The sequence below is a fragment of the Enterobacter cloacae complex sp. IR53030 genome, assembly GCF_049238365.1.
Classification (GTDB): Bacteria; Pseudomonadota; Gammaproteobacteria; order Enterobacterales; family Enterobacteriaceae; genus Enterobacter; species Enterobacter kobei.
Genome location: NZ_JBMKHA010000001.1, coordinates 311,965 through 335,995 on the forward strand (window position 1 = coordinate 311,965; position 24,031 = coordinate 335,995).

The window sequence follows — 24,031 nt, forward strand, 5'->3', positions numbered from 1 at the left end:
GGTGTTCTTCGAAAAGAGAAAACAGCTGTCTGCGGTTTATTTATTAACGGATTAATACATAAGCCTGGATTGTTATTATTTAACTTAAATAAACAGGAATAGTGAAATGAACAAAAGGACGTTACTGAGTGTTCTCGTTGCCGGCGCATGCGTAGCACCGTTTATGGCGCAGGCTGCCTCGCTGCAAGCGACCACCAGTGAACCATACACCATGAACGCCAGCGATCTGGCGAAGAAAGAGAAAGAGCTGACCAGCTTCCCGCTGATGGATGCCGTAAAGGAAACCATTAAGACGCTGGACAACGCCCAGGTTGAACTGATTGAACCTGGTCGTGCGGCGAACCCGGAGAACGTCAAACGCGTGGAAGGGATCGTGAAAGCCAGCGACTGGGAATATCTCTTCCCGCTGCGCGCGCAGGCGTACACCTACAGCAACTTCCTGAAAGCGGTTGGTAAATTCCCGGCGCTGTGTAAGACCTACAATGACGGTCGCGACAGTGACGCTATCTGCCGTAAAGAGTTGGCAACCATGTTTGCGCACTTTGCTCAGGAAACGGGCGGTCACGAAAGCTGGCGTCCGGAAGCCGAATGGCGTCAGGCCCTGGTTCACGTGCGTGAGATGGGCTGGAGCGAAGGCCAGAAGGGCGGCTATAACGGCGAATGTAACCCGGACGTCTGGCAGGGTCAGACCTGGCCGTGCGGTAAAGATAAAGACGGCGACTTCCTGAGCTACTTCGGTCGCGGTGCGAAGCAGTTGTCCTACAACTACAACTACGGCCCGTTCTCTGAAGCGATGTACGGCGACGTGCGTACGCTGCTCGACAAACCTGAGCTGGTGGCGGATACCTGGCTGAACCTGGCGAGTGCGATCTTCTTCTTCGCCTATCCACAGCCGCCTAAACCAAGCATGCTGCAGGTTATCGACGGTACATGGCAGCCGAACGATCACGATAAAGCCAACGGTCTGGTCCCTGGCTTCGGCGTGACCACCCAGATCATCAACGGTGGCGTTGAGTGCGGTGGTCCAACTGAAATTGCACAGTCTGAAAACCGTATCAAGTACTACAAAGAGTTCGCGAACTACCTGAAGGTCCCTGTTCCGGCGAACGAAGTGCTGGGCTGCGCGAACATGAAGCAGTTCGACGAAGGCGGTGCTGGCGCGCTGAAGATTTACTGGGAGCAGGACTGGGGATGGAGCGCGGATACGCCAAGCGGCGAAACCTACTCTTGCCAGCTCGTTGGTTACCAGACGCCGTTCAGCGCGTTCAAAGAGGGTGATTACAGCAAGTGCGTGCAGAAGTTCTTTAACGTGAACATCGTTAACGACGACGGTTCCGTTACGCCGGATGAAACCCCGGTAACGCCAACGCCTACGCCGTCAGAAGACGAAACGCCGGCGCCAGCGCCAGTTCCGGATGAAACCCCGGCTGAACCTGCTGTGGTGAACCACGCGCCGGTGGCGCATATCGCGGGTCCAATCGGCGCCGTTGAGGCGGGTGCACATGTCTCTCTGAGCGCGGAAGGTTCTACCGATGCCGACGGCAACGCGCTGACCTACACCTGGCGTTCCCAGGACGGTCAGACCGTAACCGGTCAGGATAAAGCGGTTGTCACCTTTACTGCTCCAGAGTCTGCAACGGCTCAGCAGATTGAAATCAGCCTGACCGTGAGCGACGGTGAGTTGAGCAGCACCACCTCTTATCTGCTGAACGTGAAAGCCAAAGCAGCACCGTCTCCGGACGAAGGTACGTCTGGCGATTACGCGGCGTGGAGCGCGAACAGCAAGTACAAGGCAGGCGATATCGTGAACAACCACGGTAAACTGTTCCAGTGCAAACCGTTCCCGTACAGCGGCTGGTGTAACAACGCCCCGGCATACTATGAACCAGGCGCTGGCCTGGCATGGTCTGATGCCTGGACCGCTCTGTAATAGCAAACGGCAACCGAAAGGTTGCCGTTTTAGTTTTTGCACCCTCTCCAGCGGTACGGTGCAGTTGTAGGCCCGGTAAGGCGAAGCCGCCACCGGGCAACAGGCTAGCGGTGCAGTTTCCCGTGATCCCGTAACCACGCCGCCGTGCGCACAATCCCTTCATCTAGCGTCACCACCGGCCGATACCCCAGTTCGTTCTCTGCGCGTGAAATATCCAGCGTGAAATCAAAGTTGAGTTTTGAGACGCCGTAATGCGTCAGCGCAGGTTCTTTGGCCGCTTTACTGCCAAATCGCTCCATGCTGCGGGCAATCATGTCAAGCATGGGGTAGGGGACAGAACGGATGCGGCAGTCGATCTGCAGTTCATCAATCAGCCGCTGCACAATGCTGCGTAGCGTACAGGGTTCGCCGTTGGTGATGTTATAGGCGCGGCCAGAGATCAGCTTATCGCAGTCCGGCTGGCTGGCCAGCCACATGGCGTGGACGGCGTTTTCGTAATAGGTCATATCCACCAGCGCATCGCCACCGCGCGGCAGCAGCACGCTGCCGTAGTGATGCATCATCTGCGCCAGGCGCGGAATAAACACTTTGTCGTGCGGTCCGAACAGGCTCTGCGGACGCAGTACCGTAAAGCGGGTGTGCGGGTTCGACTGCGCCAGCAGGTCGATCACCTCTTCACTGGCCGCCTTGCTGCGCGCAAATTCACAGGCAAAGCGTGCCGGACGGAAATCTTCCTGCACATCGCGATGGTGGTGATAGTCGAAATAGAGCGACGGGGAGGAGATATGAATAAAGTTACGTACCCCCCAGGCAACGGCCCATTCGCCCAGACGGCGGGTGGCCCGCACGTTGGCGAGATCGAAGGCTTCCTGGGTCCCCCACGGAGAGGTAAAACTGGAGCAGTGCCACAGCGTATCGATTCCGGCGAGCATCACCTTCGCCTGCGAGGAGACCAGCTCCGTCAGGTCGGCATGGACGAACTCTGCGCCCATTTTTTGCAGCAGTTTTCCCATCGCCTCGTTGCGACCGGTAGCCCTGACGCTAATGCCCTTGTTGCGCAGAAATTCGACCGCATTTCGGCCTAAGCCGCTGGTCGCCCCGGTAACCAGTACCTTCATATCAATCCACTGTGTTGAAAAAGAATTTCGTGCGCATTCTTTCGTGAATTACGGCGCTATGCAATGGGAAAGGTGAAAGAAAAAGCGTTTTAATGAGTTATTTTCGTTTTTTGTTCTGCCAGTTGCGCAATTCGTTTCGCCATTCCCCGGAAGATAAAAAGATGGGCGGGGATCATGAACAGCCAGTAAAAAAGGCCCGGCATCCCGTGCGGGTGCCACCAGGCGCGGACGTCCAGTTCCCGGCGATCGCCTTTATCCTTGAGGGTGAAGCAGAGTCGCCCCAGCCCCGGCGCTTTCATACCGAACAACAACGCCAGCTGCTTTTCCGGCTCGACAATGATCACTTTCCAGCTGTCCACCGCGTCGCCCACCTCAAGATACGGTCGCGCCGGGCGACCTTTCGCCAGCCTGTGCCCCACCAGCAGATCCATTGTCCCCCGCGTTTGCCAGAGGAGATTGCCGAAGAAATAACGTTCTTTGCCGCCAATTTGGTTCACCACTTCCCACAGCGCCTCAAGGCTGGCAGAGGTTTTTACCGTGCAGCCCGCCTGTTTCGGGTAATAACCGTACTCCGGCCGCCAGCGGGCAAAGGCCTGCGCGTCATAACCCCAGTCGCTGGAGTTCACCAGCTGCTCTTCTTCTTTCAGCGTATTGCGTACCGCGTCGTCAAAACGGATCAGATCCTGAGGGATTAAGGCGCGCAGCTCGCGATCGTCCGCCAGCAGATCGTGTTTTAGCCCCTGAATCAGCGCCTTGGCGGTGGTCGGCGGCACGGAGGTGATCACATTTAAAAACCAGACTGAGATCCAGCGGGTCGGGAAGGGGATGGGGATCAGCCAGCGGCGGCGTCCGCTGACGCGCATGAAATGTTCGAACTGCTGCTGATAGCTCAGCACTTCAGGGCCTGCTGCTTCAAGCACCCGGTGTTGCTCCGCCGGGTGATCGAGCAATGCCACCAGATAGTGGAGCAAGTTCTCCAGCGCAATCGGCGTGGTGCGCGAGCGGACCCAGCGCGGCGGCGTCAGTACCGGCAGGTTGTAGACCATATCGCGCATCACTTCAAAAGCGGCTGAGCCCGCGCCGACGATGATCCCTGCGCGCAGTTCGGTGACGGGGATATTCGCCCCGCGGAGGGTGTCCGCCGTCAGCTGGCGCGCGCGCAGGTGATCGGACTGCTCGCTCTCAGGCGCCTGGAGCGAACTTAAAAAAATCACCTGCTTCACCGGCGTTTGCAGCAGGGCATCGCGGACGTTCAACGCCACCTGTCGCTCGTGGGCGATAAAATCGCCGCCTTCGCCCATGCTGTGGACCAGGTAGTAAAGCGTGTCGACCTCTTCCAGCAGCGCGGGAAGCGCCTTCGGCCAGTTGAGGTCAACGTTGTGGCAGGTGACGCCCGGCAACGCCAGCTTTTGCAGGCGGTCGGTGTTGCGTGCCGCTGCCAGCACCTGATGTCCCCGCTGGCTCAATGCCGTGGTGAGATGCTGACCGATATACCCGCTGGCGCCCAGCACCAGAATGCGTTGCGGCACGTGAGGCTCCTTAGCGCTGTAAAAACGCCTGCCAGTGTTTCACCACCTCTGCCAGCTGTTCGCGGTTCACGTCGAGGTGCATGACCAGACGCACCACTGGAGAGGCGTTGATCAGCACGCCGCGCGCTTTCATAAATTCGCCCAGCGCAGCGGCATGTTCGTCGCCCACGCGAATGAACAGCATGTTGGTGTCGTGGCGCATCACGTCCGCACCGATCTCGCGCAGCTGTGTGGCCATCCATGCGGCGTTATCGTGATCGTCTTTCAGGCGCGCCACGTTATTTTTGAGAGCATACAGACCCGCTGCCGCCAGAATACCGGCCTGGCGCATGCCGCCGCCGGTCATCTTACGCCAGCGGTTGGCGCGCTTGATGTAATCCGCATTGCCGACCAGCAGGGAACCCACCGGCGTACCCAGCCCTTTGGAGAGGCAAATGGTGAACGAGTCGCAATATTGCGTAATCTCTTTCAGCTCGCAGCCGTACGCCACTACGGCGTTAAAAATGCGCGCACCGTCAACGTGCAGGCCGAGCTTGCGCTCGCGGGTGAAGTCCCATGCCGCTTTCAGGTACTCGCGCGGCAGCACTTTACCGTTGTGGGTATTTTCCAGACTGAGCAGTTTCGTGCGGGCGAAATGAATATCGTCGGCTTTGATTTTTGCCGCGACCTTATCGAGCGGGAGTGTACCGTCCGGCGCGGCGTCAATCGGCTGCGGCTGGATGCTGCCGAGCACCGCCGCACCGCCGGCTTCGTAGAGATAGTTATGCGCGCCCTGGCCGACAATATACTCTTCGCCGCGCTCGCAGTGGCTGAGCAGCGCCACGAGGTTCGCCTGCGTGCCGGTCGGCAGGAACAGCGCGGCCTCCTTGCCACTCAGCTCTGCCGCATAGCGCTGTAACGCGTTGACCGTCGGGTCATCGCCGTAGACGTCGTCCCCGACCGGGGCGGCCATCATCTCTTCGAGCATGGCACGGCTCGGGCGGGTAACGGTATCACTACGCAAATCAATCATTTCACATCCCTTTATTTTAAGAGGTCACGTGAAATGTTTTACCTGAGCCAGTTGGTTTTTGCCAGTTCGATCACTTCATCACCGCGGCCGCTGATGATGGCGCGCAGCATATAGAGGCTAAAACCTTTCGCCTGTTCCAGCTTGATTTGCGGTGGAATAGCCAGCTCTTCTTTGGCGACTACCACATCCACCAGCACCGGACCGTCGATAGAGAAGGCGCGCTGCAGGGCTTCATCCACGTCAGACGCTTTTTCCACGCGAATACCGGTGATGCCGCACGCCTCGGCAATGCGCGCGAAGTTGGTGTCATGCAGTTCGGTACCGTCCGTCAGATAACCACCGGCCTTCATCTCCATCGCCACAAAGCCCAGTACGCTGTTGTTGAAGACCACGATTTTGAGCGGCAGCTTCATCTGTACCACGGAGAGGAAATCACCCATGAGCATGCTAAACCCGCCGTCGCCGCACATGGCCACCACCTGACGTTCCGGTGCCGTCGCTTTTGCGCCCAGCGCCTGCGGCATGGCGTTGGCCATCGAGCCGTGGTTGAACGAACCCAGCAGGCGGCGTTTGCCATTCATCTTCAGGTAGCGTGCTGCCCAGACGGTTGGCGTGCCGACGTCGCAGGTAAAAATGGCGTCGTCGTCAGCGAAATGACTGATCTGCTGTGCCAGGTACTGCGGGTGGATGGCTTTGTCGCTTGGTTTGGCGAGATCGTCCAGCCCCTTACGGGCATCGCGGTAGTCACTGAAGGCTTTATCAAGAAACGCGCGATCCGTTTTCTCCTCGAGCAGCGGCAGCAGGGCGGCCAGCGTGGATTTGATATCGCCCACCAGCGCCATATCCACCTTGCTGTGCGCGCCGATGCTGGCCGGATTGATATCGATCTGAATGATTTTGGCATCCGTCGGGTAAAACGCGCGGTAAGGGAACTGGGTACCGAGTAAAATCAGCGTGTCGGCGTTCATCATGGTGTGGAACCCGCTGGAGAAACCGATCAGCCCGGTCATTCCCACATCGTAAGGGTTGTCGTACTCGACGTGCTCTTTGCCGCGCAGGGCGTGAACAATGGGGGCTTTTAGCTTACCCGCGAATTCAAGTAGCTCCTTGTGCGCGCCCGCGCAGCCGCTACCGCACATCAGGGCAATATTGCTGGAGTAACGCAGCAGCTGCGCCAGCTTTTTCAGTTCTTCTTCCGCAGGCGTCACCACAGGCTGCGGGGCGTGATACCAGTGGGTGCTGGCCCCTTCTGGTGCGGCCTTGAGGGCCACATCACCCGGGATAACGACCACCGACACGCCGCGGTTCAGCACCGCCTTGCGCATGGCGATTGCCAGAACCTGCGGGATCTGCTCCGGGGATGAAACCAGTTCGCAATAGTGGCTGCATTCACGGAACAGCTCCTGCGGATGCGTCTCCTGAAAATAGCCGCTACCGATTTCGGAAGAGGGGATATGGGCGGCAATCGCCAGCACCGGCACGTGGTTACGGTGGCAGTCAAACAGACCGTTGATCAGATGCAGGTTACCTGGCCCGCACGAGCCTGCACACACGGCCAGTTCACCGGTGAGCTGCGCTTCGGCTCCCGCGGCAAATGCGGCGACCTCTTCATGGCGGGTCGGCATCCATTCAATGGTTTTCATTTTGTTAAGGCTGTCGCTCAGTCCGTTCAGGGAATCGCCGGTTACGCCCCAGATACGTTTCACGCCAGCCTGTTCCAGGGTTTTCGCTATATATGCAGCCACGGTTTGTTTCATGGGTGTCCTTCTCCTTTTTGTGATATCGCTTACAAGCTTAGAAGAAAGTCGCTGTATTGCCTGCTCAATACCCCTCAATTAACAGGGTTTCCTTGCGCGATAATTCGGCATAATCTGGTGCTGACTCAGGTGAAAACAGGAATCATTTCAAATGGTTAAATCATTGTTAATTGCTGTTAATGAAAAGCTATCGTGCGACGATCTTGGCAAACTCTTGTTACGACTTGCCGTCGGTGGGTTGATGCTCTTTCACGGTTTGCACAAGTTATTCGGCGGCGTGGGCTTTATCAGCGGCATGCTGGTGGAAAAAGGGTTGCCGGGGTTTATCGCTTATGGCGTGTTGATTGGCGAAGTGGTGGCACCGATGTTGATTATTGTCGGGCTCTTTACGCGCCCGGCCGCGCTGATGCTGGCGTTTACGATGATTGTGGCATGGCTGATGGTAGGAATGGGTGAAACGTTCGCCCTCGATAAGGTTGGGGCATGGGCGATTGAAAGCCTGGTGTACTTCTTTATTGGCTCGCTGGCGGTGGCATTTTTAGGGGCAGGGCGGTTTGCGCTGGGGAAAGCACCTGCGTGGCGTTGAGGCTGTTGTCGATCGGGTAAACAATGTGCCGCCCGACAAAAAAGCCCGGTGGCGCTAGCGCTTACCGGGCCTACGACGATCCAGCCCCTACAAGGTAGGCCGGGTAAACGCAGTGCCACCCGGCAAAAACGGGGCACCGCGTCAGATTATGCGAGGACCAGATCCCCCTGCGGATGGCATGAGCACGCCAGCACGTAACCTTCGGCAATTTCCGCGTCGGAGAGCGTCATGGTACTGGTGACAGTGTATTCACCTGAAACCACTTTCGTCTTACAGCAACCGCATACGCCCGCACGGCAGGCGGCCACTACCGGCACCTTATTGCTTTCGAGTGCCTCCAGCAAAGTCGTTCCCACGCGGCCAAAGAAGGTCTGCGCAGGCTGTAGCTTAGTAAACTGAATCCCGCTGGTTGCCGCCTCCGCTACCGGCGTGAAGAATTGCTCCTTGAAGAAGCGGGTCACGCCAAGCGCCTTCACTTCTTTCTCGACGATATCCATGTAAGGCGCCGGGCCGCAGGTCATCACGGTACGGTGCGCAATATCCGGCACGCTTTGCAGCAGCTCGCGGCTCAGACGACCGGGCACAAAACCGTGGACCGCATTGTGTTCTGCCACCAGTGTTACCGGATAATTACGCCACTCCTCGGCAAAAATGACATCTTCCGGAGAGCGAACGCTAAAGATCACCTGCACGTCGGCATGCGGACGGTTTTTCGCCAGCCAGCGGCGCATGGACATAATCGGCGTGACGCCACAGCCCGCCGCCAGCAGGAGGAATTTATCTTCCGCCTTGTCGTCACAGGTGAAATCGCCCTGGGCGTCTGACAGCCAGATATAGTCTCCGCGCTTCACGTCACGGGTCAGCCACTGCGAGCCGGCACCGTCATCAATACGGCGAATGGTAAGCGTGATGTATTCGCTCACGCCCGGCGTTGAGGAGATCGTGTAGGCACGCAGGGTGTCCGCCGAATGGCGGACACTGACCAGCGCATACTGACCGGCACGGTACGGATAGTAATCGTGGCAAATCAGTGAGAGCGTCCACACATCCGGCGTCTCCTGGTGGATGTGATGAACCTGCATCCGCCACGGACATTGTGAGGTTGGCATGGTCATGAATAACTCCTTACGCGCTCAGCAGCTGCTTCATATCATCTTCAACGTTGGTGACGGAGCGCAGGCCGAATTTTTCGTTCAGCACGGCCAGCAGGTCCGGCGTCAGGAAGCCTGGCGCGGTCGGGCCGGTCACGATGTTGGTCACGCCCAGAGAGAGCAGGGTCAGCAGGATGACGATCGCTTTCTGCTCAAACCACGAAAGCACTAGCGACAGCGGCAGGTCGTTCACGCCACAGCCCAGTTTCTCCGCCAGGGTAACCGCCAGAATAATGGCCGAGTAAGCATCGTTACACTGGCCCGCATCGATCAGGCGCGGCAGACCTTCGATATTGCCGAAGTCCAGCTTGTTGAAACGGTATTTACCGCACGCCAGGGTCAGGATCAGGCAATCGTCCGGTACGCTGGTGGCGAAATCGGTGAAGTAGTTACGCTCACCGCGCGCGCCGTCGCAGCCGCCGACGAGGAAGATGTGGCGCAGCTTTTCACGGCTGACGAGATCGATCAGCGAATCTGCGGCGCCGAGCAGGGTTTCTCGGCCGAAGCCGACGGTGATCAGATGCGGAATTTCGCTGTACGGGAAGCCCGCCATTTGCTGCGCCTGGGCAATAACCGGACCGAAATCGTCGCCTTCGAGGTGGCTCACGCCCGGCCAGCCGACGATGCTGCGGGTCCAGATGCGGTCGTCATACGCGCCCACGGTAGGGTCGATGATGCAGTTAGAGGTCATCACGATAGGGCCAGGGAAGCGGGCGAACTCCAACTGCTGGTTCTGCCAGCCGCTGCCGTAGTTACCGATCAGATGTTTGAATTTACGCAGCTCCGGGTAGCCGTGTGCAGGCAGCATTTCGCCGTGAGTATAAACGTTGACGCCAGTGCCTTCAGTCTGCTTCAGCAGGTTGTAGAGATCTTTCAGGTCATGACCGGAGATCAGGATACATTTGCCCTCGGTCGCCTTCACGTTGACCTGCGTTGGCGTCGGGTGGCCGTAGGTACTGGTTTCACCGGCATCCAGAATGCTCATCACGCGGAAGTTCATCTGGCCGATTTCCATTGAGCACTCAAGCAGGGCGTTCATATCGGCAGGCCAGGTACCCAGCCACGCCATGATTTTGTGGTACTGCGCGTAGATATCGTTGTCGTACTGACCGAGAACGTGCGCGTGCTCCATATACGCCGCTGCGCCTTTCAGACCGTACAGGCACAGCAGGCGCAGGCCGAGAATGTTCTCGCCAATCGCCGCTTTGTCTTTATTCGGGGTAAAGTCTGCCGCCTGACGCTGGAGGTCGCCCAGGTCATCACTCGCCAGCTGGAGTTCTGACATCGGGTTGTCCACGCGAGCGTTAGCATCAGCGTTCAGGCACTGCGCTTTCAGCGCTTCACGCAGGGCGATAGCATCACGGGCATAGCCGACGATGCGAGGGGAATCAAAGTTAACGTTGGTCAGCGTAGAGAAGAATGCGCGCGGCGCGAAGCTGTCGACGTAGTGGTCGACGATGCCGTATTCGCGGGCTTTGAATGCCCATGCGGAAAGGCCTTGCAGGGCAGCAATCAGCAGGTCCTGCAGGTCTGATGTTTCTGCGGTTTTGCCGCACATACCCTGCGCGTAAGAGCAGCCATTGCCTGCCGGGGTACGGATGGTTTGTTCACATTGCACACAAAACATAATCACACCTGTTAAAGTTATATTTGATATACATGTTTAAGGTTATGCCTGTGCCAGAACGGTGAAAAGCGCTTTCTGCTACAAAATAGAGGGAGATTGATTTAGCGCAATTTTGGCGGCAGGCACCCTACCGCCAAAGAAGTATCAGGCAGAGAAGAACGCCATCAGAATGGGAACCAGCAAACTCAAAATAAAGCCGTGCACGATGGCCGCGGGTACCATTTCCAGCCCGCCTGAGCGCTGAAGTACCGGTAGCGTAAAGTCCATCGACGTCGCGCCGCACAGACCCAGTGCGGTAGAGCGACTGCGGCGAACCAGCCCCGGGATCAGCATAATGGCAATCAGCTCACGCGCCAGATCGTTAAAGAAGGCGGCGCTGCCGATCACCGGACCGAATGATTCAGTCAGCAGAATACCGGAAAGGGAGTACCAGCCAAATCCGGAGGCCATTGCCAGGCCGGTTTTCAGCGGCAGATCGAGAATAAAAGCATTAATCACACCCGCTACCATTGAGCTGGTGACAACCATTACGGCAATAATCATTCCCCGACGGTTGAGGACAATCTGTTTCAGGGTCATGCCGTTATTTCGCAGCTGGATACCAATCAGGAACAGCAGGAAGATCAGGGTATATTCACTGGCTTCTGTCGCGTGCTGTAAAAATGCCCATCCGGTGAGACCCAGAAGAAAACCGAGCACCACGACGCCGCAGAGTTTTAATGACTCAAGTGCCATCGCAATACGGGAGGGCAGCTTTTCCTGGTGGTGATGATTTTTCCAGGGAATGGTGCGTTCCAGCCACTGCAGTGCGGCAATATTACACAGCAAAATAACCGTAACCGTGACGGCTGAATAATGCAAAATGGAGAGTAAATTCGCGGACAGGTTATCTAGGAAGGCCAGGCTGATCCCCATAAAGAAAAGAATGAGGTAAACAATCCCGCTGAGAAAACGGTTGATAAGCCGTAATGCGGATTCCTGACGCAGCGGAATAAGGTAGCCCGCAATCAGGGGCAGCAGAATAATGAGGAGTCCTGAAAACATGAACAGCCGGTCCTTTTGAGTGTCTGTTGAGCGCCAGAGACACTACCCAATTAAGGCTATTCAGTAAAGCGGCAAAAGAAAGCCGGGTGGCGGCTACGCCTTACCCGGCTTGTATGTGCGGCCTGTTGCCCTCACCCCGGCCCTCTCCCACGGGGAGAGGGAGGGAAAGATTAATCGCGTTTTTCCAGCAGGGTGCGATACAGCACGCCGCCCAGAATACCGCCGATAATTGGCATTACCCAGAACAGCCACAGCTGCTCAAGCGCCCAGCCGCCCTGGAAGATGGCGACGGCGGTACTGCGTGCCGGGTTAACGGAGGTGTTGGTGACCGGAATTGAAATCAGGTGGATAAGCGTCAGCGCCAGACCAATAGCAATAGGGGCAAAGCCAGCAGGCGCGTGTTTGTCGGTGGCGCCGTGGATCACCAGCAGGAAGCCCGCGGTCAGCACAATTTCAATCACGATGGCAGACAGCATGGAGTAACCGCCCGGCGAGTGCTCGCCAAAGCCGTTTGAGGCGAAGCCGCTGGCGGCCGCGTCAAAGCCGGCCTTACCGCTGGCAATAACGTACAGAACGCCAGCCGCAATAATACCGCCCACCACCTGCGCCACGATGTAGCCAATGACGTCTTTAGCAGGGAAACGACCGCCCGCCCATAAACCTAACGTCACAGCCGGGTTAAAATGACCACCGGAAATATGCCCCACGGCGAAGGCCATGGTTAATACGGTTAAGGAGGGTGCGAATAAGTACCCTCCGCAACGAAAATGAAACTTTTAGTCAATTAAATTCAATCACTTACATAGGCGTTTTTTTGCGTTTGGTGACTTATTCGCACCTTCCTTAAGCCAAACGCCAGCGCGACGCCGACAAAACCAATGCCTAATTCCGGGAACGCTGCTGCCAGAACGGCGCTACCGCAGCCACCAAATACCAGCCAGAATGTACCAAAACATTCTGCAGCCAATTTTCTAAACATAACCACCTCAAATAATTTCCGCGCGCTTTCCCGCGGGAGGGATATATCGCCATAAAGGGATGACGACTCAAAGAGCCCGTATTTTAGAAACCAACAACATCCCTTCGCCACTTAAATAAATTCGATAAATTTGATTTAAGGCAATGTGATGTCATTCCTTGTTCAAATGAGCGGTAAATAGAGCATAGACCAATTCTTCTCAGGGTGAATGTTATGCTGTCGTGACAAGATTCCTCCCGCTATACTGCTGATAACTTAAAGGAAAAAGTGTTCATTTCGCGGGGGATTTATGCTTCTCGAACGTGTGGAAATTGTCGGGTTTCGCGGTATTAACCGCCTGTCGCTGCAGCTTGAGCAGAACAACGTCCTGATCGGCGAGAACGCGTGGGGTAAGTCCAGCCTGCTCGATGCGCTGACGTTACTGCTATCCCCCGAAGACGATCTGTATCACTTTGTCCACGACGATTTCTGGTTCCCGCCCGGGGACGTGACGGGACGCGAGAAGCACCTGCATATTATCCTGACGTTCCGTGAATCCGAGCCAGGCCGTCACCGCGTGCGTCGCTTCCGCCCGCTGTCACCCTGTTGGGTGCCCTGTGACGATGATTTCCACCGGATTTTCTATCGCCTGGAAGGCGAGATGGCGGAAAACGAAGGGGTCCTGACCCTGCGCGAGTTTCTTGATGAAAAAGCCAACCCGATCCCACTGGACAACATCGACGATTTGGCTCGCCACCTGACCCGCCTTACGCCGGTATTGCGGTTGCGTGATGCGCGCTTTATGCGGCGTATCCGTAACGGCACGGTACCGAATATGCCGGAGGTGGAAGTCACCGCCCGCGAGCTGGATTTTCTGGCGCGTGAGCTGGTGTCGCGTCCGCAAAACCTGACCGATGGCCAGATTCGCCAGGGGTTGTCCGCGATGGTACAACTGCTGGAGCACTATTTTTCCGAGCAGGGGACATCGGAGTCGCGCCACCGGCTGATGCGCCGTCGCTCTCATGATGAACAACGCAGTTGGCGCTATCTCGACATCATCAACCGGATGATCGACCGGCCCGGCGGTCGTACCCATCGGGTGATTCTGCTGGGGCTGTTTTCAACACTTTTGCAGGCTAAAGGCACCGTGCGTCTTGACCGGGATGCCCGCCCGTTGCTGCTGGTGGAAGATCCTGAAACGCGGCTTCACCCCATCATGCTCTCGGTGGCGTGGCATCTGCTGAATTTGCTGCCGCTCCAGCGTATTACGACCACCAATTCTGGTGAGCTATTATCCATGACGCCGGTTGAGCATATCTGCCGTCTGGTGCGCGAGTCTTCGCGGGTCTCCGCGTACCGTCTCGGGCCTGGCGGTTTAAATGCCGAAGACGGGCGGCGCATCGCGTTTCATATTCGTTTTAATCGCGCGTCGTCACTTTTTGCCCGCTGTTGGCTGCTGGTGGAAGGGGAAACGGAGACCTGGGTCATCAACGAACTGGCGCGTCAGTGTGGGCACCATTTTGATGCGGAAGGCATTAAGGTGATCGAGTTTGCCCAGTCGGGATTAAAACCGCTGATAAAATTTGCCCGCCGGATGGGTATTGAATGGCATGTGCTGGTGGACGGTGACGAGGCGGGTAAAAAGTATGCCTCGACCGTGCGTAGCCTGCTGAATAATGAACGGGAAGAAGAGCGCGACCACTTAACCATGCTCCCTGCGATGGACATGGAGCACTTTATGTATCGTCAGGGGTTTGACGATGTGTTCCACCGCATTGCGATGGTGCCGGTCGATGTTCCGATGAACATGCGCCGCGTGATCGCCAAAGCGATACACCGTTCGTCAAAACCGGATCTCGCCATTGAAGTGGCGACGGAAGCGGGAAGGCGGGGCGTGGAGGCGGTGCCCACTCTGCTGAGGAAGATGTTCTCCCGCGTGCTGTGGCTGGCACGCGGGAGGGCGGATTAATCCCGGGTCGCCTGATTCACCTGCTGAATCAGGCAGTCCAGCAGTTCGTAGCGACGGCGATATTCGGAACGTTTTTTGCTCGCGATCTCTTCCATCGGTTTACGCGGCATGACAAGCGGCAGCATAAAGTTACCGCTATCCTGCTTTTCACCGCCGAGGGAGAGCCAGAAGCTGTCATAATCAGCCAGCAGTTTTCCCTCTTTTTTCTTGCGGTAACGCCAGCTGCGATAAATATGGGTGTCGTTACTGACAGCGACAATCTGTTCGACCGGGAAAGCGGCGCCGAGCGTCATGGCGGTTTCAACCAGCAGACGTTTCGGGAACAGCCCATGGCAGGCCTTCGTCGCTTTCTGGATCCGCTCATGGGGAACATGCGCTTTTGCGCCCTGCAAACCGCCAATGAACAGCGTCGATTTTCCGGCAAGCGGGCAGAGCGTGAAGGTTATCTCCGCCAGGACTGTATTTTGATCGTCACAGAAGACGAGGGTGGCTTCTCCCTCTTTATCCATAAACGCATCAGCACACAGGCGAACGGTAAAGTGCTGTTCATCTTTACCGGTTAAGGTCAGCAGCGTGGCACCCTGCTTCGAAAGATAGCCCTGCAGCAGCGTCGCCGGAAGCTGGCGGCTCATGGTCTGATAGTGCCAGCTTAGAGACTCCAGCGCGTGCTGACGTTCCATATTCACCGTCAGCCACGGGCGGTGCATCCGGCAGGGCAGCCCCGGCTGAGCTTGTAATATCTGCATCAGACGCGGCTGCTTTGCCAGGCGCGTCAACAGGCGAGAGGTGGTGACGGGAGCCGCAAGCGACCGTAATACGAACTTGCGCCGATAAGCCGGATTCTGCCATGCCAGTCCTGGGGTAAGCTTACCCAAAGCCAGGTTTTTGAAAAGCTGCCAGCCGGAGGCAGGCTGCGTCAGGGTGGAATAAGGCGTATCGACGATGGAAGACATGATAAATCCTGAATCTTTTGGAATATCGCTATTTCAACAAGAGGAATATCAACATCTCGTCAACAAATTAGGACGATTTCGGAGAACAGGGGTTTCGTTAAGGAGTCGTTTAGATAGAATCAACATTTATTATTGCCAGAACATTTATTTGGAATATTTATGAACCTCAAGGGAAAACGCAGAACGCTATTTCTGCTGCTGGCGGTCGTGATTTTAGTCGGTGGATTCTGGTTATGGCAGGTGCTTAACGCACCGGTGCCGCAGTACCGGACACTGATCGTTCGCCCCGGCGAACTGCAGCAAAACGTCCTGGCGACGGGCAAGCTTGATGCATTGCGCAAGGTTGACGTCGGCGCTCAGGTCAGCGGCCAGCTGAAAACGCTGTCGGTAGAGATCGGTGATAAGGTAAAAAAAGGCCAGCTGCTGGGTGTTATCGATCCTGAACAGGCCGAGAACCAGATCCGCGAGGTGGAAGCCACGCTGATGGAGCTGCGCGCCCAGCGTGCTCAGGCGCAGGCTGAACGTAATCTGGCCCAGGTCACGCTGACCCGTCAGCAGGCGCTGGCAAAAACCCAGGCCATTTCGAAGCAGGATTTAGATACTGCCACGACGGAGCTGGCGGTCAAGCAGGCGCAGATTGGCACCATCGACGCACAAATCAAACGTAATCAGGCCTCGCTGGACACGGCGAAAACCAACCTCGACTACACGCAAATCGTTGCGCCGATGGCCGGTGAAGTCACCCAGATCACCACGCTGCAGGGGCAGACGGTAATTGCCGCCCAGCAGGCGCCTAACATTCTGACGCTGGCGGATATGAGCACTATGCTGGTCAAAGCGCAGGTTTCCGAGGCGGATGTGATCCATCTGAAACCAGGGCAGAACGCCTGGTTTACCGTGCTTGGCGACCCGCAGACGCGCTATGAAGGCGTGCTGAAAGACATTCTGCCGACGCCGGAAAAGGTTAACGACGCTATCTTTTACTACGCCCGTTTTGAGGTGCCAAACCCACAGGGCGTGCTGCGTCTGGATATGACTGCCCAGGTGCATATCCAGCTGACCGGCGTGAAGAACGTGCTCACCATTCCGCTCTCCGCGCTGGGCGAATCCGCCGGGGACAATCGCTATAAAGTGAAAGTGCTGCGCAACGGCGAGACGCGCGATCGCGAAGTGGTGATTGGCGCGCGTAATGATACCGATGTGGTGGTGGTGAAAGGGCTGGAAGAGGGTGAGGAGGTGGTTGTCAGTGAAAGCCTGCCCGGAGCCGCGAAATGACCGCGCTGCTTGAGCTGAAGGATATCCGTCGCAGCTATCCGTCGGGCGACGGTCCGGTGGAGGTGCTGAAAGGCATCTCCCTGCGCGTGGAAGCGGGCGAGATGGTGGCGATTGTCGGCGCGTCAGGCTCCGGTAAATCGACGCTAATGAACATTCTCGGCTGCCTGGATAAACCCACCAGCGGGACCTATCGCGTGGCCGGGACGGATGTCTCCACGCTCGACGGCGACGCGCTGGCGAAGCTGCGCCGGGAACATTTTGGTTTTATCTTCCAGCGTTACCACCTGCTCTCACACCTGAACGCGGCGCAAAACGTCGAAGTGCCCGCCGTCTATGCAGGCGTGGAGCGGAAGAAACGTCTTGAGCGTGCGAAGACGCTGTTAACGCGTCTCGGGCTGGCTGAACGCGTGGAGTACCAGCCGTCGCAGCTGTCCGGTGGCCAGCAGCAGCGCGTGAGTATTGCCCGCGCGCTGATGAATGGCGGGCAGGTGATCCTCGCGGATGAACCCACCGGGGCGCTCGACAGCCATTCCGGTGAAGAGGTGATGGCGATCCTCCACCAGCTTCGCGATCAGGGGCACACGGTGATCATCGTTACCCACGATCCGCAGGTGGCGGCGCAGGCGGAACGCATTATTGAGATCCACGACGGCGAGCTGGTCAGCAACCCGCCGCCGCGTGCGTCCAGAGCGGCAGCCCCGAAAGAAGCGCTGCCAGCCTCAACCGGCTGGGGACAATTTTCCAGCGGCTTTCGTGAAGCGCTGAACATGGCCTGGCTGGCGATGGCGGCCAACAAAATGCGCACCCTGCTGACCATGCTCGGGATTATCATCGGTATTGCTTCGGTGGTCTCGATTGTGGTGGTGGGCGACGCCGCCAAGCAGCTGGTGCTGGCCGATATTCGCGCCATTGGTACCAATACCATTGATGTCTATCCCGGCAAGGACTTTGGCGACGACGAACCGCAGTATCAGCAGGCGCTAAAGTATGACGATCTGGCAGCGATTCAGAAGCAGCCGTGGGTAAACTCCGCCACGCCAGCCGTTTCGCAAAACCTGCGTCTGCGGGTAGGGAATGTTGACGTTGCCGCCAGCGCCAACGGCGTCAGCGGGGACTACTTCAACGTCTACGGCATGACCTTCAGCGAAGGGGCGACCTTTAATGCCGAACAGCTGGCGGGCAGGGCGCAGGTGGTGGTGCTGGACGCGAACTCGCGCAGGCAACTCTTCCCTAATAAAGCCAGTGTCGTCGGTGAAGTGATCCTGGTCGGCAACATGCCTGCCACGGTCATTGGTGTGGCGGAAGAGAAACAGTCGATGTTTGGTAGCAGCAAGATCCTGCGCGTCTGGTTGCCCTACACAACGATTTCCGGGCGGATCATGGGGCAGTCATGGCTCAACTCCATCACCGTGCGCGTGAAGGAGGGCTACGACAGCGCGCTGGCCGAACAGCAGCTTGAGCGGTTGCTCACGTTGCGCCACGGGAAGAAGGATTTCTTCACCTGGAACATGGACGGCCTCTTGAAAACGGCGGAAAAGACCACACGTACTCTTCAGCTGTTCCTCACGCTGGTGGCGGTGATCTCGCTGGTCGTCGGCGGCATCGGGGTGATGAATATCATGCTGGTGTCGGTCACGGAACGTACCCGGGAGATTGGCATCCGCATGGCGGTCGGGGCCAGAGCCAGCGACGTGCTGCAACAGTTTCTGATTGAGGCTGTGCTGGTGTGCCTGGTCGGCGGGGCGATGGGGATTGCGCTCTCGATGATGATTGCGTTCGCGCTCCAGCTCTTTTTACCCGGGTGGGAGATTGGTTTCTCGCCGGTCGCCATTATTACCGCATTTTTATGTTCGACCTTTACCGGCATTTTGTTTGGCTGGCTCCCCGCCCGCAACGCGGCGCGGCTGGATCCGGTGGATGCGCTGGCTCGGGAATAACCCGAAAATAAAAATGCCAGCCGATCGGGCTGGCATTTTGACTGCGGGATGTACACAATAAAACAGAGCGCTATGCAACCGTCTCTGCTTCAATGGGTACGATAAGGCTTGCATGATTGCCTTTTGGTCCCTGGTGTACATCGAACCGGACGGACTGCCCGGCTTTGAGCGTTCTGTAACCATCCATCTGAATGGTGGAATAGTGAGCGAAGATATCCTCGCCGCCGCCTTCGGGGCAGATGAAGCCAAACCCTTTGGCGTTGTTGAACCACTTAACAGTACCCATTTCCATGCTTCGACATCCTTCGTAAATCTTATAAGTTAAGATGGAATGAACCGGTGGTGGAGTGGGGGCTGTTCAAAACCTCGCCATCTCACGCTTGTACAATTTAGAGAAACGAAAGACGTCGTCAAGCGTTTGGCGCTGGAGATGGGACAATAATCAACCAAAGTTTGAAGCAGTTAACGCTATTGCAACGGTTTGTGACAGACATCGCGGATGACAGTAATAGATGATTGTTATCTAACATCTGAGGTAGATTCAAAGTGGTTATGCAAAATGGGTAAGACCAACGACTGGCTGGATTTTGACCAGCTGGCGGAAGATAAAGTGCGTGACGCGCTAAAACCGCCATCTATGTATAAAGTTATGTTAATGAACGATGATTACACGCCGATGGAATTTGTTATTGACGTGCTACAAAAGTTCTTTTCTTATGATGTAGAACGTGCAACGCAACTGATGCTTACCGTTCATTATCGAGGCAAAGCCATCTGCGGCATCTTTACGGCAGAAGTGGCGGAAACCAAAGTGGCGATGGTGAACGACTATGCGAGGGAGAACGAGCATCCGTTGCTGTGTACGCTGGAAAAGGCCTGATAAGGCATAAAATTGGGGGAGGTGCCTATGCTCAATCAAGAACTGGAACTCAGTTTAAACATGGCTTTCGCCAGAGCGCGTGAGCACCGACATGAGTTTATGACCGTCGAGCATTTACTGCTCGCACTGCTTAGCAACCCATCTGCCCGCGAAGCGCTGGAAGCCTGCTCCGTGGATCTGGTGGCGCTACGTCAGGAACTCGAAGCCTTCATCGAACAAACCACACCGGTGCTGCCAGCCAGTGAAGAGGAGCGCGACACGCAGCCGACGCTCAGCTTCCAGCGCGTGCTGCAGCGCGCGGTATTCCACGTCCAGTCTTCCGGACGTAGCGAAGTGACTGGCGCAAACGTCCTGGTCGCCATCTTCAGCGAGCAGGAGTCACAGGCGGCCTACCTGCTGCGCAAACACGAAGTCAGCCGACTCGACGTGGTGAACTTTATTTCTCACGGAACGCGCAAAGACGAGCCTAACCAGGCATCGGATTCCAGCAATCAGGTCAATAACAATGAAGAGCAAGCAGGCGGGGAGGATCGTATGGAAAACTTCACCACCAATCTTAACCAGCTTGCTCGCGTTGGCGGTATCGACCCGCTGATTGGTCGCGATAAAGAGCTGGAGCGCGCGATCCAGGTGCTGTGCCGTCGCCGCAAAAACAACCCGCTGCTGGTGGGTGAGTCAGGCGTGGGTAAAACCGCGATTGCCGAAGGTCTGGCCTGGCGCATTGTGCAGGGCGACGTGCCGGAAGTGATTGCCGATTGCACCATCTACTCGCTGGATATTGGCTCGCTGCTGGCGGGCACCAAATACCGCGGCGATTTTGAAAAACGCTTCAAGGCGCTGTTAAAACAGCTGGAGCAGGACACCAACAGCATTCTGTTTATCGATGAGATCCACACCATCATCGGCGCAGGTGCGGCGTCCGGTGGCCAGGTGGATGCCGCTAACCTGATCAAACCGCTGCTCTCCAGCGGCAAGATCCGCGTGATTGGCTCCACGACCTACCAGGAGTTCAGCAACATCTTCGAAAAAGACCGTGCGCTGGCGCGCCGCTTCCAGAAAATTGACGTGACCGAACCGTCCGTTGAGGAAACGGTGCAGATTATCAACGGTCTGAAGCCGAAGTATGAAGCGCACCACGACGTGCGTTACACCGCGAAAGCGGTCCGTGCGGCGGTGGAGCTGGCGGTGAAATACATCAACGATCGTCATCTGCCGGATAAGGCAATTGACGTGATTGATGAGGCAGGGGCGCGAGCGCGCCTGATGCCGGCCAGCAAGCGTAAGAAAACGGTTAACGTGGCGGACATTGAGTCCGTGGTGGCCCGCATCGCGCGTATTCCTGAGAAGAGCGTCTCTCAGAGTGACCGCGACACGCTGCGCACCCTCGGCAATCGCCTGAAAATGCTGGTCTTTGGTCAGGATAAAGCCATTGAGGCCTTAACCGAAGCGATCAAGATGGCCCGCGCCGGGCTGGGGCATGAGCACAAGCCTGTCGGGTCCTTCCTGTTCGCTGGCCCAACCGGCGTCGGGAAAACCGAGGTGACGGTTCAGCTCTCCAAAGCGCTGGGCATTGAGCTGCTGCGCTTTGATATGTCCGAGTATATGGAGCGCCACACCGTCAGCCGTTTGATTGGTGCGCCTCCGGGCTACGTCGGCTTTGACCAGGGCGGCCTGCTCACCGACGCGGTGATCAAGCATCCGCACGCGGTACTGCTGCTCGATGAAATCGAGAAAGCGCACCCGGATGTGTTCAACATCCTGCTGCAGGTGATGGACAACGGGACGCTGACCGACAACAACGGGCGCAAGGCGGACTTCCGCAACGTGGTGCTGGTGATGACCACCAACGCCGGTGTGCGTGAAACCGAGCGTAAATCCATCGGCCTGATCCATCAGGACAACAGCACCGATGCGATGGAAGAGATCAAGAAGATCTTTACGCCGGAGTTCCGTAACCGTCTGGACAACATTATCTGGTTCGATCACCTGTCTACCGAGGTGATCCATCAGGTGGTGGATAAGTTCATCGTCGAGTTGCAGGTACAGCTTGACCAGAAAGGCGTATCGCTGGAAGTGAGCCAGGAGGCCCGCAACTGGCTGGCTGAAAAAGGCTACGACCGTGCGATGGGGGCCCGTCCGATGGCGCGTGTGATTCAGGACAACCTGAAGAAACCGCTGGCGAACGAGCTGCTGTTTGGCTCGCTGGTGGACGGCGGTCAGGTGACCGTGGCGCTGGATCAGGCGAAGAACGAGCTGACGTACGACTTCCAGAGTGCGGCGAAGCACAAGCCGGAAGCGGCTCACTGAGTTTTTTGAGTTTAAAAGCCGGGTTTTTTAACCCGGCTTTTTTATGCCCGCTTTTCTCCCTCTCCCTGTGGGAGAGGGCCGGGGTGAGGGCAACAGGCAGCAGAGGAATTTTGCGAGGCGCTTTCCAGTTTCTTTCGATGTCTGTTGCTGGATGAATCCACAGTAATAAAATGGCGGCGCACCTGCAAAATCAGGTGTCGGGATTGGCGTCCTGAAAGCGTGTGCACAGACAATCTTGCGTGCATAAAGGATCACATATGACTGATATTAATGGCTTCACCCAACTCTACACCGAACTCTCCCTCAATCCCGATCTTCCAACCCTTGCTGAGCGCTGCAAACTACTCACCGAAATCCTCCTCGACTGCAAATCACTCCCGCAGACGCAGCCCGTGTGCCGTTGCCTTGGTGCATACCTGGAAGAAATGAAAACCGGCCTCACAGAATCAATGCGTGACTTTCAGGTGGTGGAATTTGAGCACGAAGCGGAAGAACCGCGACAAAAAGAGTGGCTGCTGGAAGATACAGAAACGAAATGCGACTACTGCCGGGCATTAAACCATGTGCTGCTGGTATCGCATTTTGACCGCGATATGTTGCCGCACCTGACGGGATTACTGCATGATATGGTTCATTCTATGGCGGTGGATTTAATCACTACTGTACAGCCGTGGATGACAATACATCTTCCGGTACAGCAACACTAGAGCCATAAATAAAAAAGGCCGGGATGATCCCGACCTTTTAAATATTCATCTGCCATTACAGGCGAAAACAATTAGCGACTACGGAAGACAATGCGGCCTTTGCTCAGGTCGTACGGGGTCAGTTCAACAGTCACTTTGTCGCCCGTTAAAATGCGGATATAGTTTTTGCGCATTTTACCGGAGATGTGCGCAGTTACCACGTGACCGTTTTCCAGCTCTACGCGAAACATGGTGTTAGGCAACGTATCAAGTACGGTACCCTGCATTTCAATATTGTCTTCTTTGGCCATCTAATCCTCTGGGGTATCACTACCAAGTTTTGAACCGGCAAGATAATGCCGAAATTCATCAATTAAGTAAAGAATTGCGCGTTTAAAACGCAGCAAAACAGTTTCGGCGCATTGCCCAAGCGTCACGGTACAACCGAACGGAAAGCGCATTCGTAAAGGGGATACAACAGGATAAACGTCAGGACGTTATCTGAAGCGAAGGTCCCAAACGGCGGCGGGGCAACAGGCAGAAGCTACTCTGCGGCATAATTATAACACCCTCACAAAAAATATGCGGAAAACATTTAGGCATTGGGCATAAAGAGCGTTCTCGGTATCCAGAAGTCGCGCGGGAGCTTCTGCTGGCGGCTGGCATCCAGATGTTCGATGTACTGGCGTCGCGGGATCTCAATGGCGCCGAGGGAGGCCGTATGCTCATTGAGGACCTGACAATCGATCAGGTTTCCGCCGCGTTGCGCGAATTCCTGGCAGAAAATGAGCAGCGCGGTTTTCGAGGCGTTCACCGCGCGAGAGAACATCGACTCGCCGCAAAACAGCGTTCCTTGCGCCACGCCGTACATGCCGCCGACGAGTATGCCGTCTTCCCATACTTCGATGGAGTGAGCGTAGCCAAGCTCATGAAGCTGGTGGTAGGCGGTAATAATATCGCGGGTTATCCACGTCCCTTCATGGCGGTCTTGCGCACAGCCTTCAATGACCTGACCAAACGCGTGATTGAGGGTGACGCGGTATGGAGATTTGGCATGGAAACGCTTCATGCTGCGGCTGAGGTGAAACTGCGCTGGCCACAGCACGGCGCGCGGATCGGGCGACCACCATAAAATCGGGTCGCCGGGCGAAAACCACGGGAAGATGCCGCGCTGGTAAGCCATCAAGAGCCGTGCAGGGCTGAGATCCCCACCCAGGGCCAGCAGCCCATTGGGCTCACGTAGCGCTCCCTCCGGCGACGGGAACGCAATGTTATGACGAGAAAGCTGGACCAGGCGCATGACAGCAAAACT

The 24,031-nt window shown here is 56.6% G+C and carries 19 protein-coding genes and 1 pseudogene; 8 read left to right on the forward strand and 12 right to left on the reverse strand.

The features are described from left to right. The first annotated feature begins 106 nt into the window (after positions 1 to 106). The gene (locus ACOTXR_RS01550; RefSeq protein ID WP_058691177.1) at positions 107 to 1,930 is read left to right on the forward strand and encodes a glycoside hydrolase family 19 protein; all 1,824 of its coding nucleotides are present in this window, start codon (positions 107 to 109) and stop codon (positions 1,928 to 1,930) included. Positions 1,931 to 2,034: 104 nt separating this feature from the next. Here the strand turns inward: ACOTXR_RS01550 and ACOTXR_RS01555 are convergent, their stop codons facing one another. The 4 genes from ACOTXR_RS01555 to poxB all read right to left on the reverse strand — a co-directional run bounded on the left by ACOTXR_RS01555 (position 2,035) and on the right by poxB (position 7,346). Next, positions 2,035 to 3,048: an NAD-dependent epimerase/dehydratase family protein gene (locus ACOTXR_RS01555; protein ID WP_014883185.1), complete on the reverse strand. Its 1,014-nt coding sequence runs from the start codon at positions 3,046 to 3,048 to the stop codon at positions 2,035 to 2,037. 89 nt (positions 3,049 to 3,137) lie between these two features. Further along, positions 3,138 to 4,577, reverse strand: coding sequence for an SDR family oxidoreductase (locus ACOTXR_RS01560; RefSeq protein ID WP_023332521.1), 1,440 nt, complete (start codon positions 4,575 to 4,577; stop codon positions 3,138 to 3,140). A gap of 10 nt (positions 4,578 to 4,587) precedes the next feature. Then, the gene (ltaE, locus tag ACOTXR_RS01565) at positions 4,588 to 5,589 is read right to left on the reverse strand and encodes a low-specificity L-threonine aldolase (protein WP_045268543.1); all 1,002 of its coding nucleotides are present in this window, start codon (positions 5,587 to 5,589) and stop codon (positions 4,588 to 4,590) included. Between the two features lie 38 nt (positions 5,590 to 5,627). Continuing rightward, a complete protein-coding gene (gene poxB / locus ACOTXR_RS01570; protein ID WP_200923856.1) occupies positions 5,628 to 7,346 on the reverse strand; it encodes a ubiquinone-dependent pyruvate dehydrogenase in 1,719 nt (572 codons plus the stop codon). Positions 7,347 to 7,497: 151 nt separating this feature from the next. Between poxB and ACOTXR_RS01575 the strand changes: the two genes are divergently transcribed. Then, entirely contained in the window at positions 7,498 to 7,932 is a 435-nt protein-coding gene (locus ACOTXR_RS01575) for a DoxX family protein (RefSeq protein ID WP_023338201.1), read from the forward strand. 146 nt (positions 7,933 to 8,078) lie between these two features. Here ACOTXR_RS01575 and hcr read toward each other — a convergent pair whose 3' ends face one another. From hcr to aqpZ, 4 genes and pseudogenes are all read right to left on the reverse strand, one after another. Beyond that, entirely contained in the window at positions 8,079 to 9,047 is a 969-nt protein-coding gene (hcr, locus tag ACOTXR_RS01580) for an NADH oxidoreductase (RefSeq protein ID WP_058691176.1), read from the reverse strand. 10 nt (positions 9,048 to 9,057) lie between these two features. Next, positions 9,058 to 10,710, reverse strand: a complete 1,653-nt coding sequence (hcp, locus tag ACOTXR_RS01585) for a hydroxylamine reductase (protein ID WP_058691175.1) — start codon at positions 10,708 to 10,710, stop codon at positions 9,058 to 9,060. Between the two features lie 144 nt (positions 10,711 to 10,854). Further along, on the reverse strand, positions 10,855 to 11,754 hold the full coding sequence (locus tag ACOTXR_RS01590) for a lysine exporter LysO family protein (protein WP_058691174.1): 900 nt from the start codon (positions 11,752 to 11,754) through the stop codon (positions 10,855 to 10,857). 170 nt (positions 11,755 to 11,924) lie between these two features. Further along, positions 11,925 to 12,733 (reverse strand): annotated as a pseudogene (gene aqpZ / locus ACOTXR_RS01595) (aquaporin Z). A gap of 289 nt (positions 12,734 to 13,022) precedes the next feature. Here aqpZ and ACOTXR_RS01600 point away from each other — a divergent pair. Continuing rightward, positions 13,023 to 14,681, forward strand: a complete 1,659-nt coding sequence (locus tag ACOTXR_RS01600) for an ATP-dependent endonuclease (RefSeq protein ID WP_014883194.1) — start codon at positions 13,023 to 13,025, stop codon at positions 14,679 to 14,681. On the opposite strand, the gene ACOTXR_RS01605 is transcribed toward ACOTXR_RS01600, so the two are convergent. Beyond that, on the reverse strand, positions 14,678 to 15,634 hold the full coding sequence (locus ACOTXR_RS01605) for a VirK/YbjX family protein (RefSeq protein ID WP_058691173.1): 957 nt from the start codon (positions 15,632 to 15,634) through the stop codon (positions 14,678 to 14,680). The two genes, ACOTXR_RS01600 and ACOTXR_RS01605, sit on opposite strands and share 4 nt — an antisense overlap. Positions 15,635 to 15,793: 159 nt before the next feature. Here ACOTXR_RS01605 and macA point away from each other — a divergent pair, with 159 nt between their 5' ends. Both macA and macB read left to right on the forward strand, forming a co-directional pair. Next, a complete protein-coding gene (gene macA, locus ACOTXR_RS01610) occupies positions 15,794 to 16,909 on the forward strand; it encodes a macrolide transporter subunit MacA (RefSeq protein ID WP_032637082.1) in 1,116 nt (371 codons plus the stop codon). Continuing rightward, positions 16,906 to 18,846, forward strand: coding sequence for a macrolide ABC transporter ATP-binding protein/permease MacB (macB, locus tag ACOTXR_RS01615; RefSeq protein ID WP_023332529.1), 1,941 nt, complete (start codon positions 16,906 to 16,908; stop codon positions 18,844 to 18,846). The genes macA and macB overlap by 4 nt, the downstream gene beginning before the upstream one ends. Positions 18,847 to 18,916: 70 nt before the next feature. On the opposite strand, the gene cspD is transcribed toward macB, so the two are convergent. Beyond that, complete coding sequence (gene cspD, locus ACOTXR_RS01620; RefSeq protein ID WP_008499993.1) at positions 18,917 to 19,138, reverse strand: cold shock-like protein CspD; 222 nt, start codon at positions 19,136 to 19,138, stop codon at positions 18,917 to 18,919. A gap of 267 nt (positions 19,139 to 19,405) precedes the next feature. Between cspD and clpS the strand changes: the two genes are divergently transcribed. The 3 genes from clpS to ACOTXR_RS01635 all read left to right on the forward strand — a co-directional run bounded on the left by clpS (position 19,406) and on the right by ACOTXR_RS01635 (position 22,740). Then, complete coding sequence (clpS, locus tag ACOTXR_RS01625) at positions 19,406 to 19,726, forward strand: ATP-dependent Clp protease adapter ClpS (RefSeq protein ID WP_006174393.1); 321 nt, start codon at positions 19,406 to 19,408, stop codon at positions 19,724 to 19,726. Between the two features lie 27 nt (positions 19,727 to 19,753). Continuing rightward, entirely contained in the window at positions 19,754 to 22,033 is a 2,280-nt protein-coding gene (clpA, locus tag ACOTXR_RS01630) for an ATP-dependent Clp protease ATP-binding subunit ClpA (protein ID WP_014831269.1), read from the forward strand. Positions 22,034 to 22,290: 257 nt separating this feature from the next. After that, entirely contained in the window at positions 22,291 to 22,740 is a 450-nt protein-coding gene (locus tag ACOTXR_RS01635; RefSeq protein ID WP_023332531.1) for a hypothetical protein, read from the forward strand. A 71-nt stretch (positions 22,741 to 22,811) separates the two neighbouring features. Here ACOTXR_RS01635 and infA read toward each other — a convergent pair whose 3' ends face one another. Further along, positions 22,812 to 23,030: a translation initiation factor IF-1 gene (gene infA, locus ACOTXR_RS01640; protein WP_002211347.1), complete on the reverse strand. Its 219-nt coding sequence runs from the start codon at positions 23,028 to 23,030 to the stop codon at positions 22,812 to 22,814. Positions 23,031 to 23,314: 284 nt separating this feature from the next. After that, positions 23,315 to 24,019, reverse strand: coding sequence for a leucyl/phenylalanyl-tRNA--protein transferase (aat, locus tag ACOTXR_RS01645; RefSeq protein ID WP_058691171.1), 705 nt, complete (start codon positions 24,017 to 24,019; stop codon positions 23,315 to 23,317). Positions 24,020 to 24,031 lie beyond the last annotated feature (12 nt).

Excerpts from the sequence above, each read along its gene's own strand:
- ACOTXR_RS01550 (WP_058691177.1), top strand. The coding sequence starts at position 107 with ATGAACAAAAGGACGTTACTGAGTGTTCTCGTTGCCGGCGCATGCGTA.
- ACOTXR_RS01555 (WP_014883185.1), bottom strand. The coding sequence starts at position 3,048 with ATGAAGGTACTGGTTACCGGGGCGACCAGCGGCTTAGGCCGAAATGCG.
- ltaE (WP_045268543.1), bottom strand. The coding sequence starts at position 5,589 with ATGATTGATTTGCGTAGTGATACCGTTACCCGCCCGAGCCGTGCCATG.
- poxB (WP_200923856.1), bottom strand. The coding sequence starts at position 7,346 with ATGAAACAAACCGTGGCTGCATATATAGCGAAAACCCTGGAACAGGCT.
- ACOTXR_RS01575 (WP_023338201.1), top strand. The coding sequence starts at position 7,498 with ATGGTTAAATCATTGTTAATTGCTGTTAATGAAAAGCTATCGTGCGAC.
- hcr (WP_058691176.1), bottom strand. The coding sequence starts at position 9,047 with ATGACCATGCCAACCTCACAATGTCCGTGGCGGATGCAGGTTCATCAC.
- hcp (WP_058691175.1), bottom strand. The coding sequence starts at position 10,710 with ATGTTTTGTGTGCAATGTGAACAAACCATCCGTACCCCGGCAGGCAAT.
- ACOTXR_RS01590 (WP_058691174.1), bottom strand. The coding sequence starts at position 11,754 with ATGTTTTCAGGACTCCTCATTATTCTGCTGCCCCTGATTGCGGGCTAC.
- ACOTXR_RS01600 (WP_014883194.1), top strand. The coding sequence starts at position 13,023 with ATGCTTCTCGAACGTGTGGAAATTGTCGGGTTTCGCGGTATTAACCGC.
- ACOTXR_RS01605 (WP_058691173.1), bottom strand. The coding sequence starts at position 15,634 with ATGTCTTCCATCGTCGATACGCCTTATTCCACCCTGACGCAGCCTGCC.
- macA (WP_032637082.1), top strand. The coding sequence starts at position 15,794 with ATGAACCTCAAGGGAAAACGCAGAACGCTATTTCTGCTGCTGGCGGTC.
- macB (WP_023332529.1), top strand. The coding sequence starts at position 16,906 with ATGACCGCGCTGCTTGAGCTGAAGGATATCCGTCGCAGCTATCCGTCG.
- cspD (WP_008499993.1), bottom strand. The coding sequence starts at position 19,138 with ATGGAAATGGGTACTGTTAAGTGGTTCAACAACGCCAAAGGGTTTGGC.
- clpS (WP_006174393.1), top strand. The coding sequence starts at position 19,406 with ATGGGTAAGACCAACGACTGGCTGGATTTTGACCAGCTGGCGGAAGAT.
- clpA (WP_014831269.1), top strand. The coding sequence starts at position 19,754 with ATGCTCAATCAAGAACTGGAACTCAGTTTAAACATGGCTTTCGCCAGA.
- ACOTXR_RS01635 (WP_023332531.1), top strand. The coding sequence starts at position 22,291 with ATGACTGATATTAATGGCTTCACCCAACTCTACACCGAACTCTCCCTC.
- infA (WP_002211347.1), bottom strand. The coding sequence starts at position 23,030 with ATGGCCAAAGAAGACAATATTGAAATGCAGGGTACCGTACTTGATACG.
- aat (WP_058691171.1), bottom strand. The coding sequence starts at position 24,019 with ATGCGCCTGGTCCAGCTTTCTCGTCATAACATTGCGTTCCCGTCGCCG.